At 49.0% G+C, this 17086-nt stretch carries 15 protein-coding genes and 1 tRNA gene; 5 read left to right on the top strand and 11 right to left on the bottom strand.

The window, feature by feature from the left end; all coding sequences use genetic code 11:
- From GS535_RS08490 to GS535_RS08500, 3 genes are all read right to left on the bottom strand, one after another.
- Positions 1–1897, bottom strand: a 1897-nt coding sequence (locus GS535_RS08490; protein ID WP_202409340.1) for a hypothetical protein, incomplete at its 3' end; no start/stop codon positions are given.
- Complete coding sequence (locus GS535_RS08495) at positions 1876–2484, bottom strand: hypothetical protein (protein WP_160793010.1); 609 nt, start codon at positions 2482–2484, stop codon at positions 1876–1878. The genes GS535_RS08490 and GS535_RS08495, both read right to left, overlap by 22 nt.
- A gap of 171 nt (positions 2485–2655) precedes the next feature.
- Positions 2656–3648 carry a hypothetical protein gene (locus tag GS535_RS08500; RefSeq protein WP_160793009.1) on the bottom strand — a complete coding sequence of 331 codons (993 nt, stop codon included), beginning with the start codon at positions 3646–3648 and terminating at the stop codon, positions 2656–2658.
- 458 nt (positions 3649–4106) lie between these two features.
- Here GS535_RS08500 and dinB point away from each other — a divergent pair, with 458 nt between their 5' ends.
- Complete coding sequence (gene dinB / locus GS535_RS08505) at positions 4107–5207, top strand: DNA polymerase IV (protein ID WP_160793008.1); 1101 nt, start codon at positions 4107–4109, stop codon at positions 5205–5207.
- A gap of 6 nt (positions 5208–5213) precedes the next feature.
- Here dinB and GS535_RS08510 read toward each other — a convergent pair whose 3' ends face one another.
- The 4 genes from GS535_RS08510 to GS535_RS08525 all read right to left on the bottom strand — a co-directional run bounded on the left by GS535_RS08510 (position 5214) and on the right by GS535_RS08525 (position 9520).
- Positions 5214–6365, bottom strand: a complete 1152-nt coding sequence (locus GS535_RS08510) for a glycerate kinase (protein ID WP_160793007.1) — start codon at positions 6363–6365, stop codon at positions 5214–5216.
- A 160-nt stretch (positions 6366–6525) separates the two neighbouring features.
- Complete coding sequence (locus GS535_RS08515; RefSeq protein WP_160793006.1) at positions 6526–7077, bottom strand: hypothetical protein; 552 nt, start codon at positions 7075–7077, stop codon at positions 6526–6528.
- A 20-nt stretch (positions 7078–7097) separates the two neighbouring features.
- Positions 7098–9353, bottom strand: coding sequence for a Hint domain-containing protein (locus GS535_RS11315; protein ID WP_160793005.1), 2256 nt, complete (start codon positions 9351–9353; stop codon positions 7098–7100).
- An 81-nt stretch (positions 9354–9434) separates the two neighbouring features.
- A tRNA-Tyr gene (locus GS535_RS08525) sits at positions 9435–9520 on the bottom strand.
- Positions 9521–9593: 73 nt separating this feature from the next.
- Between GS535_RS08525 and rlmB the strand changes: the two genes are divergently transcribed.
- On the top strand, positions 9594–10412 hold the full coding sequence (gene rlmB / locus GS535_RS08530) for a 23S rRNA (guanosine(2251)-2'-O)-methyltransferase RlmB (protein ID WP_202401685.1): 819 nt from the start codon (positions 9594–9596) through the stop codon (positions 10410–10412).
- Between the two features lie 65 nt (positions 10413–10477).
- On the opposite strand, the gene GS535_RS08535 is transcribed toward rlmB, so the two are convergent.
- The gene (locus GS535_RS08535) at positions 10478–11566 is read right to left on the bottom strand and encodes an alkene reductase (RefSeq protein ID WP_160793004.1); all 1089 of its coding nucleotides are present in this window, start codon (positions 11564–11566) and stop codon (positions 10478–10480) included.
- A 136-nt stretch (positions 11567–11702) separates the two neighbouring features.
- Here GS535_RS08535 and GS535_RS08540 point away from each other — a divergent pair, with 136 nt between their 5' ends.
- Complete coding sequence (locus GS535_RS08540) at positions 11703–12023, top strand: helix-turn-helix transcriptional regulator (RefSeq protein ID WP_160793003.1); 321 nt, start codon at positions 11703–11705, stop codon at positions 12021–12023.
- Here the strand turns inward: GS535_RS08540 and GS535_RS08545 are convergent.
- Entirely contained in the window at positions 12003–12416 is a 414-nt protein-coding gene (locus GS535_RS08545) for a hypothetical protein (RefSeq protein ID WP_160793002.1), read from the bottom strand. The two genes, GS535_RS08540 and GS535_RS08545, sit on opposite strands and share 21 nt — an antisense overlap.
- Here GS535_RS08545 and GS535_RS08550 point away from each other — a divergent pair.
- Positions 12400–13431 (top strand): RluA family pseudouridine synthase, encoded by a 1032-nt coding sequence (locus tag GS535_RS08550; RefSeq protein WP_160793001.1) that lies wholly within the window; start codon positions 12400–12402, stop codon positions 13429–13431. The genes GS535_RS08545 and GS535_RS08550 overlap by 17 nt on opposite strands.
- 252 nt (positions 13432–13683) lie before the next feature.
- The gene (rpoH, locus tag GS535_RS08555; RefSeq protein ID WP_160793000.1) at positions 13684–14580 is read left to right on the top strand and encodes an RNA polymerase sigma factor RpoH; all 897 of its coding nucleotides are present in this window, start codon (positions 13684–13686) and stop codon (positions 14578–14580) included.
- Between the two features lie 210 nt (positions 14581–14790).
- On the opposite strand, the gene GS535_RS08560 is transcribed toward rpoH, so the two are convergent.
- Positions 14791–15984 (bottom strand): phosphoglycerate kinase, encoded by a 1194-nt coding sequence (locus GS535_RS08560; protein WP_160792999.1) that lies wholly within the window; start codon positions 15982–15984, stop codon positions 14791–14793.
- Between the two features lie 2 nt (positions 15985–15986).
- Complete coding sequence (gene gap, locus GS535_RS08565; RefSeq protein WP_160792998.1) at positions 15987–17009, bottom strand: type I glyceraldehyde-3-phosphate dehydrogenase; 1023 nt, start codon at positions 17007–17009, stop codon at positions 15987–15989.
- Positions 17010–17086 lie beyond the last annotated feature (77 nt).

Below are 17086 nucleotides of genomic sequence, written 5' to 3' on the forward strand. Positions count from 1 at the left end.
TCGTGCCACCACCATTGTTCGGCGTCGCATTATGGCTGCCGTCATCAGGCTTGCTGTTCGTGCCGCCACCATTCGTACCGGAGCCACGCACATCAGCAACCGTCACCTGAGCATTAGTTGCCGTATACGTAAGTTCAGGCTTTAAATACGGATACGCCCCCTGAACATTAGATTGATACCCCCCAAAATGGGTCAGAAGACCGCCACTAGCCTGCACGAGATTATAAACGTTACCACTTTGCATGGGGCGGTTATCGAGCACATTAAACGATGCCTTTGCTCCGCTTAAATCGGCTTTCCCTGACACGAGAACGTTATCCGCATTTCCATCTTTCGCTTCTGCATAGAACGTCGATCCATTCGACATAGTGAGGTTCCCATTGACACGCAGAGTGCCAATCGCATGCGCCCCATCCCTGTTCCCTGGAGCTAATGTCCCAGAAACTGTTGTGTTGCCTCCCACAGTTCCATTACCAGAAAGCGTAGCTCCCTGAGCGACCGACATTGAGGAAGTCTTCTCATCACCTAGGGTATTATTGACCACCATCGTGCCTGCTTGCACAGACGTATTCCCGCCAAAGCTGCGACCATCCCCTGTATAATACAGAGTACCGCTTCCGGTCTTATCAAACTCCCCCTGCCCCTTTAGGGTGCTCTGTAATGTATTGGCAGATGTCGCTGCAGCGTCATTCTCCGCCGCTCCATCTTGAGCGATATTGAACTTACCATTTTGTTGAACATCAATGGTACCAGACCCGAAGCTCCCACTAGTCCCAGACAACCCTGCATTTGGAGCAACCGTTATAAGCTCTGCATTTCTTAAATGACTATCAACGGCCATAGTCCCCTCTTGAACCGTTGCATTCCCGGTGAAAGCACTGCCATCACCAGCATAATGCAACGTTCCACTGCCTGTTTTTTTAAACTCTCCCTGTCCTTTAAGTGTTGTCTTGAGCGTATCGGTTGACGTTGTATGGCCTGCCTCTGTACTCGCAGTATTCTGTGCAAGTGACGCAAGCAGCGATGTGTTGGCTATATTACTCCGTGTCATTAAACGCGATAATGACACACTGTGTAGAGCTGAAGAACTCTTCCTCAAACGTGAAACTTCAAGTGTATTGGTCGCAACATTATTACTTGTTACGGGATTTGTTGCTGCGCTTCCTGTCGGTGCTCCCTGAGCAACTGTCAGCGTCGCGTTCTTTTGAACATCTATAACGCCAGAGCCAAAGCTATTCGTCGTGCCAGAAAGACCAGCCCCTTGAGAGACAGTAATGAGCCCTGCATTCCGGAGGTTCCCATCAACGGCCATGCTCCCAGATTGAACGTTCGCTGTCCCCGTAAAGCTGCTGCCATCACCAGCGTAATGCAACGCTCCATCGCCGGTTTTATTAAAGAGACCCTCGCCCTTTAAGACCGTTTGCGATGTATTTGCTACACTCCCAGCATCAGAAGATGACGGTGAAAGATCAAAGGTCGCGTTCTTTTGAACGTCCACAACGCCAGAGCCAAAGCTATTCGTCGTGCCAGAAAGACCAGCCCCTTGAGAGACGGTGATGAGCCCTGCATTCCGAAGGTTCCCATCAACAGCCATGCTGCCCGATTGAACGTTCGCTGTTCCCGTAAAGCCGCTGCCATCACCAGCGTAATGCAACGCTCCATCGCCGGTTTTATTAAAATTCCCCTGTCCCTTAAGAACAGATTTCAAGGTATTTGCTTCTGTCTGTCCATCAGGCGATGACGAATGATTGTCTTGTTTTGTCTGATCAATGGTAAACTTAGCGCCCTGTTGTACATCGACAGTTCCAGAGCCAAAGCTCCTTCCGCTTCCATACAACCCGGCTTTTGGGGCAATCGAGATGACTGACGCGCCACTTAAATTACCATAAACCACCATAGCCCCAGCTTGCACAGTAGCATTACCAGAGAAGCCGCTTCCGTCCCCACAGAGGTCTCTTGATCTACATCCAGATTAGCATTTTTTTGAACGTTAATTGTTCCCGTTCCAAAACTACCAGCTGTTCCAGAAATCTGGCCTTGTTCAATATCTGTTCCACCAGAATATGTATTCTGGCCTTTCCCTGCAAGATAACCTTCATTCGCTGCATTTCCTGTGGCTAATGCACCTAAGGTCAACGTTCCTTCTGATGTCTTTTTAAACCCACCTGTTCCTGTTAATTGACCGGCAAGGACAATATTATGTTTATTTGTATCAATTGTTGAAAATATAGTGTCATTCGTCTTTTGAAAGTTCAAATCCATCGAGGCGTATAAATCACCTCCAATAGCCTGAAGAGTGCCTCCATTTAAGGAAAAAGTCCCACGTTGGCCAAGTGATGTATTGTTGAAGTTAACAATAGCATCATGAGAAGCATCCGCTCCTTGACCTAAAACTTGTAAAATACCGCCTTCATTAAGGTTCACATCACCATGTACGGCTCCAGCATTGGGAACACCATTTTGCTCCGGCGCCCCCAAAGTCACCTTAGACGTTGTGACAACCCCACCACGGTCAATATTAACCGTGCCATTACCACGAGAATTAACCCATAAGGCTAAGTTACTACTGGACGCATTTAAAAGAGAATACCCATCTTGGGCTGTTTTATCCTCTTTCAGGCCAACAAGAAGCTGAGCAGCCTTATTGGTGCTATCTCAACCTCCAACCGTTAACGTACCGTTCCCTGCAACAATACCATTCCAAAAATTATTGCCAAAACCTGCAAACCCTAATGTCACAAGCGGGGCAGAAAGCATCGCGCCATTTGTAACAGAAACCGTCCCTTGGATCTTTCCAAGTCCGCCTTCTAAGTCTCGTTTAGCCGCATCAGTTAACGCTGCAGCACCACCTGCGGCGTATTCCCCACCACGCACAAACCAATCAGCAGAAGCCACACCAAGTAAGCTATTAACTGTTACCTTTGTTCCTGGCCCCGATACATTGATAATACCATCGGTTGGCTGATGTCCGCTTGCTTTATCCGTCGTCGTAATGCCAGCTTGCAAATCACGGAATACCGTCATTTGAGTACCGTTTGTAATATTCAACGTAGCAGGCTGTGCTGACGTCGTCCCAATCCAAACCAAATTTCCTTCAACACGTGGCGCATGATCAAGCGTAAGAGTGCCATTATCAATAATAAGAACCGAGCTTTGATACTTGGCTTGATTTGCCGTTATCGTGCCAGAAAAGGTACTCTCAAAAGGCTTCCCATCAATTCCCCCTGCGGGCCGCAAATCAATCTGCGCAGAATCACCCAAGATAACAGTACCGCTACCTCTCAAGCCCCCTAGTGCGACACCGCTGCTGGAAAGCGCCGTATTACGCCATCCGTTACTGCCACTGACATCAAGGACACCATCCTTATAAACCTCTGCATAGGAGGTGTTTGGTAGAGTTCCATTTGTTGTTTGTATGAGATCTGTTTCATTTCCTTTATCATCATATGTATTCGCATTCCCAACGATACGTAATGTACCTTGTTTAATAATTGTCGCGCCACCCTGATAATTAACACAGTTATATGATGGCGAGCATGATCTGGTCTCATTACTTACAAGTTCTGTGGTCCCAGGCCCGTCTTGAACAAGGTTAATATTTGACCCACTGTTAAAAATGACCCCACCATGATCAACCTGTTTCAGCACTGAGTTAGCAGCAGGTGAATACGTAACCGTTGATCCATCATTTGTTACATAGGGGGATCAGATGGAAGCGCTTGTGCCTGTGCCCTATTCAACGTCGCAAAAGCACCGCCCACCCCAGCACATAAGCAGAGATAAGATGTCGACATTAACAGTCTATGCATGCGTCGCTGAGAGGGCATCCTATACTCTCCTACTTTTTACGATCAGACAACAGCTGTCCAAAAAGAATTAGACATAATATAAAACTTCTAATGAATATCTATTCCAAGATCTCTACTAAATCAATATTCTTTGTTCTCTTAGAAAGAGGAAATATGCACATAAGACTAAATGTAATAAGTTATTAAACTTTGCACTCTTGTTCTTGCATGAGATTCTCACTATTAATTCCCCTATAATGTAAGAAATCCTTTGTACCCATTGAAGAGTAGAGCTCTACTCCCTCTGTTCCCCCTATCATGATCCACGAATCTATCCCTCCTGTGACAAGACGTATCCTCCATATTGATATGGATGCCTTTTACGCCTCCATCGAACAACGCGATAATCCCACTTTACGTCAGCGACCTGTTGCAGTGGGGCGGTCTGAATCACGTGGTGTCGTCGCCGCTGCGAGTTACGAAGCACGCCGCTATGGTGTTCGCTCAGCTATGCCGTCACGCACAGCGCAGCGCCTCTGTCCTGATTTGATTTTTATTCAACCACACCCAGAAAAATACCGCGCTGTTTCAGCACAAATACACGCCATTTTTTCCCACTATACGCCTCTTATTCAACCACTAGCCCTTGATGAAGCCGCTCTGGACGTCACTGATTACCTCGGGAACTTTGGCTCAGCCACTGCCATTGCAGAAGCCATTAGACGCGATATTGCCCAACAAACTCAACTGACTGCTTCGGCTGGCGTCTCTTATAATCGTTTCCTCGCTAAACTCGCTTCCGACCGAAATAAACCTAACGGCCTTTTCGTTATCACCCCAAAACAAGGGCCCGCTTTTGCCGCCTCCCTTCCTGTAGAAGCCTTCCATGGGATCGGCCCTGCAACGACAGCAAAAATGCATGCTTTAGGCGTTCGTACTGGAGCTGACCTCAAGCGCTGTTCTATGGAGCTCTTACGTGCCCATTTTGGGAGCTCGGCTTCCTTTTACTATCATATTGCCCGCGGTATTGATCACCGCCCTGTCGAACCCCATCGCCCACGCAAATCTATCGGCAATGAAACAACATTTCGTCAAGACAGTAACGACCTCACAACACTTCTCACAATCCTTGAGCAACTCACCGTCAAAGTTTGGGCATCTTGCCTACAACGCAAACTAACAGGCTGCACAGTGACGGTTAAAATACGAACAAATGACTTCCAAACCAGCACGCGTGCTCGAACACTTCATGATCCCATTAACAATCAGCACATGCTTTTTGTAGCAGGAAAACATATCTTAGAGAGCTTCTTCCCACTTCCGCGCCCTGTCCGTCTGCTCGGCATTACCGTCTCAGGGTTAGTGCCACAAGACAAGGCGGATACACAGCTCCGCCTGTCTTTCCTTGATCCCTCTTAATCACTTTTAACAAGACGCCGCCAACGCCTGCCCAACACGCACAGTTCGTGCAATATTCTCTGCAGAACGACATACATTCTCTCGTGCTTCTTTTAAAGCCTCTTCCAATGAACAGGGCCGCTGCACCGCAGGGAAAAAGGCATCAATCCCCTCATCATAAACTGCTTCAGCCCCTACTTTCACTCCCCCAGCTAAAGCGATCACCGGCTTCCCGTGCACTTTTGCCAAGCGTGCAATCCCAACAGGCACCTTGCCGCTTGCTGTCTGACGATCAAGCGATCCCTCACCCGTAATCACAAGATCTACTGTTTTAAAAACGTCATCCAGCTTCATCTGTTTCGCAATAAGGTCGATCCCCGGTTGAAAGTGCGCGTCTGTGAACGCCATTAATCCAGCCCCCAAACCACCAGCGGCCCCAGCCCCTGGTTGTTCTGCAATTTGTCGTCCCGTATCACGTTCAATCAATTGTGCGTAATGCCGCAGCCCTGCTTCAAGCTGTTCAATATCAGAAGCACTCGCACCTTTTTGCGGGCCAAAAACATGAGATGCCCCAGAAGGGCCTAGTAGAGGATTAGTCACATCACAGGCACACTCAAGTCGTGTTTCTTTCAAACGTTCATCCAAACCCGACAGATCGATACGGTCTAAATCTGCCAGAGCAGCCCCACCAACGGGAAGCAGGCGTCCATCACGCTGGTAGAATTTCACACCCAACGCTTGAGCAAAACCAGCACCACCATCATTGGTCGCGCTTCCGCCCAGACCAAGAACAATATGACGGTACCCATGATCCAAAGCAGCACGCACAAGCTCCCCTACACCATATGTCGTGGTGCGCAATGGATCGCGTTTATGAGCAGGTAATGTGCCTAATCCAGCTGTTTCTGCCATATCAATAACGGCCGTCTTATTATCTCCCGTCACACCGAAAGATGCTGTTACAGGCTGCCCTAAGACGCCACTCACCTTTTGCCTGACCAAATGCCCCTGTGTCGCCTCAACAAGGGCCTGAATTGTTCCTTCACCACCATCCGCAATGGGAAACGACACATACTGAGCAGCAGGGAAAATCTTACGGAAGCCACACTCAACTTCACGAGAAACCTCCAACGAGGAGAGGCTTTCTTTAAATGAATCACAGATAAGAGCAATTTTCATGATCTAGTCATCTCACACAAAATGATGTCGTCAATAAAACTTGAGTAACCATAAAAACAGAAATTTGTAGATTTCAGAGTTATTATGAAAAATAAAATTACCCGTTTTTACACATGCATGAAAATATCATCTCATAATTCTTCATGACACGCTCTTTTTCCTATCTCCTAGGAACTAATTCAAAATATGAGAAATCTCCATTCTTCCACTCATCCTTTGTGTGGTAAATAAGATCATACTTTCTGTAAGGATAAGAGGCCTCTTTGCGCATAATAAACTGGTAAAATGATAGTAATTCCGCTCCAAAAACATCAAAAAAATACCGCTTCGCTCCATAAGAAGCTGTATGTTTTTCCAATATCTTTTCTAAACCGAAAATCAACAGCGTAGATGACAGCAACCCGACCTTCTCCTTTGCGGCCTGCACCGTTTGCATATTTGGAAAGTCATATTGAGGAGGGCCAGCTATCCTCCCATGCCCTGTATCAACGCGCGTAAACTCAAGCCAGTAGCATCCCTCACCATCCTTAATATCAGAGCGTTTTTTTATTTGCTCCCATAAAGCCGGCATCATACGGAACTCAGCGCGTTGGAATACAGCACCAAAAAATACCCCACTATACCAGAAAGGCAAAGCTTGCTTTACATCACTCGAAAAAGGGTAAAAATCTCCCATAAGAAATAAGTCTTTTGGTACATCAATCCGTTTCATCAACGGCCCCTTCGTAAATTTTATTCAGCTAAGACCTTTTGCCCATCTACAGATTCCTGCTCAGTGCAATCGCCTGCAACAACCTCAAGAACAAGCGTATATTTTCTCGTCAATGTAGAAGGTTGCCGCTTCGGCAAACGCAAAACAGCATGTCCGTTCGTCCAACGATAAGGCCCCGCCTCTCGTTTAAACCAGCCGGGCAAATGATCTGACGTTAGATGGTCGGTCAAAGCGATTTCTTGCCCTCCTTCCCAAAGAGAAATCATGCCGATTAACCGCCCCAGATAGCGCCGGTCATCAACAAATGGCCCTTCCATCTCACTCGGCTGCGACACATTCGAGCACAACCACACTGCCGATCCCGCTTCATCAGGAATAGGGAAATATAAAAAGCGACCGCGCTTCTTCATCGGGCTTATGCGGCGACCATCTTCTAACTCAAGATAGACACCACTCTCCTTCCCATCATCCTTTTGGGCTGCACCTAAAGTTTCTGAAATATGTTCTACAGAATACCGCTGCAAAAGAACCGCTCGAGCTTCCAGCTTGTGATAAAGAGGTTCCACAAAGCTCCGCTCAACGGCAAGCGGGAAAGCCGAATCTTGCCCCCATTCAAGCTTCCGAAACGAACTCATATCCACAGTTGGCGCTTGGAGCGGATCATGATCTTCAGAAACAGGATGCCACGTCCCATCGTCGCCTTGATGAAAAAATGTATCTGTATCTAGCCAACTCTCAGTCAGAGTATCATTCGCCCAGATGACATCGTGAGAGTCGAGCTCAATATGGTGATAATCATACTCCTTGTAGCTCTCATCATAGCGAATGGTCTTACCATTCACCAACATCCGTGCCGGGACGAAATATCCATCAAAATAAAAGCAATGCTCGGCCGTTACACGTAAATCTTGAGATGGTACACCTATGGAAAAAGCATCTTTAACAATCAAAATAGGCCATCCTGCGAAAGAGGATGAACGCCCCTTTTCCACACAAACATGATGCTTTAATACACGCGTTACAGGACGTGTTCGGGTAAGACCTTCTACGCTATCTCCAACGCATACACGATCCCCAACTTGAAGAGACTCAATCGGTTTGTCACCTTCTTCCGTCCGGATCAATGCGCCAGGAAGAAAGCATGAATACATATAGCTTGGGGCGCCACCAACCGCACCAGAATGGATGACATCTTCAATCGTATCGTGATTTCTAGACATCGCATCCCAAAAACCCGCGGGAAGATTAGTGTACTGGTACCCTCCTGAACCATTAGGATCGATCTCATCACCAGATAATGTCGGTGTTATGCCATAACTCAGAAAAGCAGCCACAAAAGCTGGGTAATTACCACTCCCACTATCTCCTGTCGTCATGTTTACCATTTGAGAAAACGTTGATTTATCAGCATCTGATACATCAGGACTATTCATGACAGCTGTATAAAGCTGAAATGGATCAAACGTCTTCGTATAATCAATAGGACTTGATGTAACAACGTAGACGGCTTTCTGCTGAGAAGACGTTAAGTTAATAGTTGGAGCAGAAGTCGCACTGGATGAAGCAACACCGGGGTTCAGCGCTTTCACAACCGTGTAATTATTACCGTCCGGTGTATGGTATTGTGACACGAGAGAAACTTGAGTTGGCACCAAGTTGTTTGATGAAATATTTCCTGATACAGTATCCGTAATGGTATCAAATCCGTGCTGCTGCATCAGTGTATTCAGTTGGGGACTAATCGTCTGCCACTGAAAACCATTTGGGCCGTATGTGAAACTGTTGTTGCCAACGTTCATGCCCTTTAATTTGTTCAGATTATAAGTCGACGTCACACCGTAAGTCTGTCCATCCGACTGCATCGAAAGTTCTAAATGAGTAGGCGTCAAAGTCCCCAACTGACTGGCCCAATGCCCACCAATCATTGCTGGCTCGATTAATGTCCGACCACCTTCCTGAGCACCGTAGTAAAAATACTCTCCTTGGTAATTAGGGTCTGTAACGGGCGATTCAATGACATTACTTGCCCAATGGAAACCCGAAAAAGGATCGTATCCATAGCCACCGCTTCCTGCTACACGGTCATTAGACGTACCACTCCCGGCACGGTTGACATTAGGACCACCTTGCCCACCATAGGTCGCCGTATCACTAAGCCACGGAGCATTGCGAACCGTCGACTGGGATGAGCTATGATTATCTAAGTCAATACTAAAATACTGTGGGGGAGATCCATCAGGAGGATAAGTTTTCCCAAAAATATTATAATTGGTCACAGAAACAACCTGGCCTTAATACCCGAACTAAGGAGAAATGTCAATATGATACTGAGATAATTTTAGGAAAACTTATAAACCTGGTGGAGGGAGTTGGATTCGAACCAACGTAGGCGTACGCCAGCGGATTTACAGTCCGCCCCCTTTAGCCACTCGGGCATCCCTCCAAAAGGTTGATTGCTTGATAGTAGGCCTTACGCGCTCTGTCAATGCACCTTCTGTCGGATTATAAAGAAATCTATGGCTAAAAAATCATCACGCACGCGTCTCTCCGTTCCTCCCTCTCAGAACCTTTCCCGTAATCGTTCTGGACGAGGGCCTGATACTCCCAAAAAAGGGAAGTCCTCTGCTGGCAATGGCTATTGGATTTATGGCATCCATGCTGTTGAGGCTGCTCTGAACAATCCTAACCGCACTATTTACGAACTCCTTGCCACCCGAGAAGCCGCCCCTTCCCTTCCACATAACAGCAAGCACCAACCAACCCTCGTCGCTCGCGAGCAGCTTGACGCCCTATGTGGCCGTGACGCGGTTCATCAAGGTGTGTGTCTCCGCGTTGAACCCCTCACCCCCCTTATCATTGCTGAAGCACTTGAACGCCCCGGCCCGATCTTAGTGCTGGACCAAGTGACAGACCCACGCAATATCGGTGCGATTCTACGGTCTGCTGCCGCATTTGGAGCCGCGGCTGTCCTTGTCCAAGACCGCAACACCCCGCCCGAAACGGGAACGATGGCCAAAGCCGCTTCCGGTGGGCTCGACATCGTGCCTCTCATGCGTGAAACGAATCTCTCACGCGCTCTCGCAGGGTTACAACGTGCAGGCTTGTGGGTTGTCGGCCTGGATGCAGGCGGTCAGCGTTTAAGCCGCGAAACACTCGGCAACCGTCGTGTTGCCCTTGTTTTAGGGGCAGAGGGAGCTGGTTTACGACGTCTCACGCGTGAAACCTGCGATGAGATCGCTTCTATTTACATGTCAGGCCCGATGGAGAGCCTCAATGTCTCCAACGCTTCCGCCGTCGCGTTGTATGAGCTCACACGGCCGCTCTCATCCTCTTAAACGACAAAAGCGGCCCCTCTTTCCGGGGCCGCTTTCCTTATCAGCGTCTTTCCTAAAGCAGAAAATTACTGAGCCGTTGGGTAGTCCGTATATCCTTTTGCGCCATGCCAAGCGCCATACCATGTGCTGATATCGTCCTCATTGAGCGGTAAGTTCTTCTCCAAACGCTCTGCAAGGTCTGGGTTGGCAATATAATCACGGCCAAAGCTAATCGCGTCAGCACGTCCTTCTGCCACATCAGCTTTCGCTTCCTCTGGTGAGTAGTCCTGGTTCAACACCAATGGCCGTTTAAAGACTTTACGAATTTCTGGAGAAAGTTTCGGTTGATCTGTTGGAGATTCTAACTGGAATGTGCTCTGGGAGCTGGATTCACGTAGTTCCAACCACGCAACACCAAGGTCTTGCAACATCTGTGCGGCGGGTACAAAAACCGTCTCCGGCTTGCTGTCCATCGCTCCCTGAATTTCACCATTAGGTGAGAGACGCACACCAACACGCTCAGCCCCAATCGCTGCAATAGCACTCTCTGTTACTTCCCGTAGAAAGCGCAGCCGCTTCTCCGGTGTTCCACCATACTCATCCTCACGATGATTCGTGCCGTCACGGAGGAACTCATCCACAAGATAGCCATTAGCCCCGTGAATTTGCACGCCATCAAACCCGGCCTCAATGGCATTACGGGCCGCTTGACCAAAATCTTTCACGATTTCATGAATCTCATCAACGCTCAGAGCACGCGCTTCTTCATATGACTTTTTACCATCATAGGTATGCGTATATCCTGGCGCCGTAGATGGTGACGGTGCAACCGGCTGCTCACCTGTGACAGACGAATGGACAAGACGACCCATATGCCAAATCTGGCAAACAATCTTGCCACCCTTCGCATGCACAGCCTCTGTAATAGGCTTCCATGCCTCGATCTGCTCTTTCGTCCAAATGCCCGGTGCGTAAATCCATCCCATTGCTTGACGTGAGATAGCCGTCGCCTCTGAGATAATCACCCCTGCATTGGCACGTTGAGCATAATATTCCGCCATGATCGGAGTTGGCACACCGCTCTTCTCCGCACGTGCACGTGTCAACGGCGCCATCAACACACGATTTTTTGCGTCAATTGCCCCTAATGAAATCGGGTCAAATAATGTTGGCATCTCTCGTTCCTCCTGAACCACTTATCCAGCAGCGCTCCTTTGATTAAAAAGAATCGTGCAGGCGGGCTTATAGTTCGATATATTTCGAACAATTAGACCATTGCACTCTGATGTCAAGAGAGAGATAACGCCGTTCATGGCCAATACGTACACACACCCCGACCCCCAAGAGTTTAATCTGATCAGCATTCTGCGCGCCATCGCTGATCCTGTGCGCCTAGAATTGATCCGGCATTTACATCAACTCGGCGAGGCTAATTGCAGCACACTTCTGGGCTCACGTCCTAAATCAAGCATGTCGCACCATTTCCAGGTACTCCGTGAAAGTGGCATTCTCCACACACGCATTGATGGCGTTAATCACCGGAATACCCTTCGCTTGGATGATTTGGAAAAACGTTTCCCCGGTTTGATGAACGCCATCTTGGCTGCGTCTTCAGGGGGCTCCCGACCCTAGGTCAAATTCCGCTACGATTCGCGCTTGTTCAGGCATCCACAGCACCACTCGACCACCGCCCTGAGGTGCCATCAATGTTACAGCTAGCGTCCCATCAGAACGGGGAACAACAGCGCGAATCTGCTCTTCACCATGACGAGGCACAGTCAGCATGGCCGGCATCGTCGGAAAAGAGGCTACAGCCCCTGTCTCTGCATGAGCAGCCGCGCGCTCCGGGTGCGGGTGCATCATGCGACTCACAATGACCCATAACAAAGCCGCTGTGCCGATAACAATCAGCACTCCCATAAAGATCACGAGCCCTGTGAGCCATTTTGGTGTCGAAAATTGCTGATTCGATTCGCCGTTTGGCCCGCTCTCAGCTAAACCCTGTTCTATGTCTGATGCTCCCATTTCTGATTCCTTCTCTGATACAACAGAAACGTCCTTCTCTTTCCGTGTAACGGCAGAGCAGGCCGGTCAACGCGCGGATCGCGTCCTTGCTGACGCTATCGGCACGCTTTCCCGCTCCCGGGTCAAGGCTTTGATTGAAGGCGGGCACTTCCAGTGCGATTCAATAACACGCACAGATCCCTCCCTCACACTGCGTGAAGGCATGCTTCTCCATCTGATCCAACCCTCAGCAAAGCCTGCACGGCCAATCGCTGAAGATATCCCGCTTTCTATTCTCTATGAAGATCGTGACCTAATCGTTCTTGATAAACCCGCAGGTTTGGTCGTCCACCCTGCCCCCGGCAACGAAACAGGAACACTCGTGAACGCTCTGCTCGGCCATTGCGGCCCCGATTTTGAAGGAATTGGGGGGGAAAAACGCCCAGGAATCGTACATCGACTCGATAAAGATACGTCCGGCGTTATGGTTGTTGCGAAAACACCTCTTGCCCATGAAGCGCTCTCTAACGCCTTTGCTAACCGTGACATTCAACGAGTCTATCACGCCTTAGCGTGGGGGCTGCTTCCATCAGAGGGCTCGTTTGAAGGCGCTATCGGGCGCGATAAACGTGACCGAAAACGGATGACCGTCGTAAAACAAGGCGGGAAATATGCTTTGACACATTTCAAAACAAAAGCTATATTTCATAATTCTGTTTCATTGGTTGAATGCCGTCTTGCAACAGGACGCACTCACCAGATCCGAGTACATCTTTCCCAAGCGGGACATCCATTACTAGGCGACCCCACCTATCTACGCCGTATTCCTGCTGCAGCACGTTCTTTACCATCACCATTACGTGAAGCTGGATTAGACTTCCCTCGTCAAGCACTGCACGCGGCGACTCTAGGGTTTTACCATCCGCGGCATGGCAGTTTCCTCCATTTCGAGACCCCATTTCCGCAAGATTTACAGGAACTTACATCAATTATGGCAAAAGAATGCACCAAAGATGGCAAAAAAGTGATAGATTAAGCTTTAATTTGTATTTGACTTATATAGGAAAACCTATTAAACTTCTAAGAAGTCTAGTTGATTAGACGCATCGCTAGAACGGATGTTCTTCTCCTTCATACCCTTCTCTTCCAATGAATGTGGTGGGTCTGAACGGAGCTCAGATCCTCACCTATTTGCGTCATTATTGGAGGGTGAAGCATTCCACCTCTTACTGAATCAGCAAATTTCACTAAGAACGCTTCGCCATCTAAGCGCAAGGAGTCGAAACTTATGAAGTCTCCAATTGCTATTCCTTCTGTGGGACCAGAAAACAACTTGTCCCGTTATCTACAGGAAATTCGTCGTTTTCCTCTGCTCACAGCTGAGGAAGAACTGGATTTGTCACGCCGCTGGCGCAAGAGCGAAGATCGTGAAGCAGCCCATCGACTTGTGACATCGCATCTGCGCTTAGTAGCGAAAATCGCTATGAGCTACCGTGGGTATGGATTACCCGTGAGCGAGCTTATCAGCGAAGGCAACATTGGGGTCATGCAAGCTGTGCGCCGTTTTGACCCAGAACGCGGCTTCCGCTTAGCAACTTATGCTATGTGGTGGATTCGCGCTGCTATGCAGGAATATATTCTGCACAGCTGGTCACTCGTTAAAATGGGAACGACCGCTGCACAGAAAAAATTATTCTTCAATCTGCGTCGTCTGAAAGGCCAGATGCAGGCCTTCGATGAGGGAGACCTCAAACCAGAGCAGGTACAGCACGTCTCAAAGACACTTGGTGTACCAGAGCATGACGTTGTTTCTATGAATCAGCGTTTGTCCTCTCCCGATCATAGCCTGAATGCCCCTCTTCGTGCTGATGGCGAACGGGAATGGCAAGACTGGCTCGTTGATGATCAGGAAAGCCAAGAAGAAACGCTCGCCAAATCTGAAGAACTCAATGGTCGTAAAGCTCTTCTGGCGGAAGCTATGAAGAACTTAAATGATCGTGAGAGACATATTTTAACGGAGCGTCGCCTTAAAGAAGACCCTTCCACATTGGAAGAGCTCTCACATCAGTATCATGTTTCTCGTGAGCGGATCCGTCAGATTGAAGCGCGCGCTATGGAGAAAATCCAAAAAGCGATGGCCTCTGCTGTTGAAGCACGACGCCGTGAACAAGGACTCGCTGCTTAAAACAAAATCTCCTTTGGAGAACGGAGAAAGGCCTCAGATAATTCTGAGGCCTTTCTTTATGCTTTGAACCTTTAGCACAGCATTCCACGAGGACAGCCCTTATAGAGATTCCCCACTTAGGTATGCTCTTGATAAAACGATACTGACAAAAAAAGGGGAGAAGGCCTTTAGGCCCTCCCCCCTTCTCTCGCACAAGAAGAAGCTTGCTCCTTACTTAGCGCGCAGTACCTCAACACCTGGAAGCACTTTTCCTTCCAGCCATTCGAGGAATGCACCACCAGCTGTGGAGACATAGCTCATCTTGGTATCAACTCCTGCATGACGCAGAGCAGAGACTGTATCCCCGCCACCTGCAACCGTCAGAAGCTTACCTTCCTGCGTCAACTTAGCCGCTGCACGAGCAACATCTACCGTTGCACGGTCGAAAGGCTCAATTTCGAAAGCACCTAGAGGGCCATTCCAGACAAGTGTCTTCAATGTCTCTAAACGCTTTGAAATCAGCTCAGCCGTTTTTGGCCCTGCATCAAGAATCATGGTGTCATCAGGCACTTGATCCACAGGAACGACAGAAGATTCAGCACCGGCTTTGAATTCACGAGACACAACAGCGTCAACTGGCAGAACCAAATCGCAGCCTTTTTCCTTAGCACGCGCAGCGATTGTACGAGCTGTCTCGTGCATATCGCCTTCTTGCAAGGACTTACCAACCTTAACGCCTTCAGCGGCAAGGAAGGTATTGGCCATGGCACCGCCAATGAACAGCACATCCACGCGATCTAAAACGTTACCGATCAGATCAAGCTTCGTGGAAATCTTGGAGCCACCGATCACAGCCCCAACAGGACGCTTCGGATTTTCCAGCGCTGCAGACAGAGCCTTCAGTTCAGCTTCCATCAAACGACCAGCATACGCTGGCAGCAGACGCGCCACACCTTCTGTAGAAGCATGAGCACGATGAGCTGCTGAGAACGCATCATCCACATAAAGGTCGCCATTAGCAGCGAGCTCTTTGGAAAATGTTGGATCGTTCTTTTCTTCGCCTTCATGGAAACGTGTGTTCTCTAAAAGAACAACATCACCATCTTGAAGCTTACCGACAGCATCTGCTGCTTCTGAACCGATGCAGTCCTTTGCGAAAGAAACTGGACGGCCCAAAAGTTGAGCAAGACGTTCACCGACAGGTGCCAGAGACATCTCTGGAACAACCTTACCCTTAGGGCGAGCAAAGTGGCTCAGAAGGACAACTTTCGCGCCCTTCTCAACCAATTCACGAATCGTCGGCAGAACGCGCTCAATGCGGGTTGTGTCCGTGATCTTCCCGTCATGCATTGGCACATTCAGGTCGGCACGAAGAAGTACGCGTTTACCGCGTACTTCCACATCATTAAGCGTGCGAAAAGCCATAATTAGAGGCTCCCGAACAGTGCTGCCGTGTCAGCCATACGGTTTGAGAAGCCCCATTCGTTATCATACCAAGCGCAGATACGAACGAGCTTACCGCCGTCAACCATCGCGGTCTGTGTCGCATCGAAGGTTGAGGAGTATGGCACATGGTTGAAGTCGTGGCTGACCAGAGCTTCAGTGTTGTAGCCAAGGATACCCTTCAGGCGACCTTCAGAAGCTTCCTTCAGAGCCGCATTCACTTCGTCCACAGAGCCTGGAAGGTTCTTCGGCACGAAGTCGAGAGATACGAGGGAAACGTTTGGTGTTGGAACACGGATTGCCGTGCCATCCAGACGACCCTGCAGCTGTGGCAGTACCAAACCAACGGCACGAGCAGCACCGGTTGACGTTGGGATCATGTTCACAGCAGCGGCACGTGCACGACGTGGGTCTTTATGCAATGTGTCAATGGTGCGCTGATCACCCGTGTAAGAGTGGATCGTCACCATGTAACCACGCTCGATACCGAACTTCTCATCCAGGACAGAAGCCACTGGAGCCAGACAGTTTGTGGTGCAGGACGCGTTAGAAATGACCTTCATATCTGGCGTCAGAGCATCGTTGTTCACACCGAACACGATCGTTGCATCAGCTTCTTTACCTGGTGCAGAAATCACGACGCGCTTTGCGCCAGCTTTCAGCAGTGCAGAAGCTTTTTCACGTGTTGTGAAAAGCCCGGTGCACTCCATGGCAACATCGACACCCTGCAGCGGAACTTCTTCAGGGTTGCGGTTTGATGTCACCTTGATCGGACCGATCTGACGGCCAGAATGTGTCTTGATAAGAAGATTACCATCGACAACTTCGACATCAGCTGGCAGACGGCCATGCACAGTGTCATATTTCAGGAGGTGCGCATTCGCCTCCACAGAACCGAGATCATTGATCAGTACCGGCTCTACGTCAGTACGCCCGCTCTCGATAATACCACGTAGCGCTAGACGTCCGATACGCCCGAACCCGTTGATTGCAATTTTAACGGCCATTGGTCGGTTCCTCCGATTAAACTTGGAACTAAAGACAACACTATCCATAGCACCACTGCAACGAAGCGACAGGGGGG

The organism is Saccharibacter sp. EH611 (assembly GCF_009834765.1).
Classification (GTDB): Bacteria; Pseudomonadota; Alphaproteobacteria; order Acetobacterales; family Acetobacteraceae; genus Saccharibacter.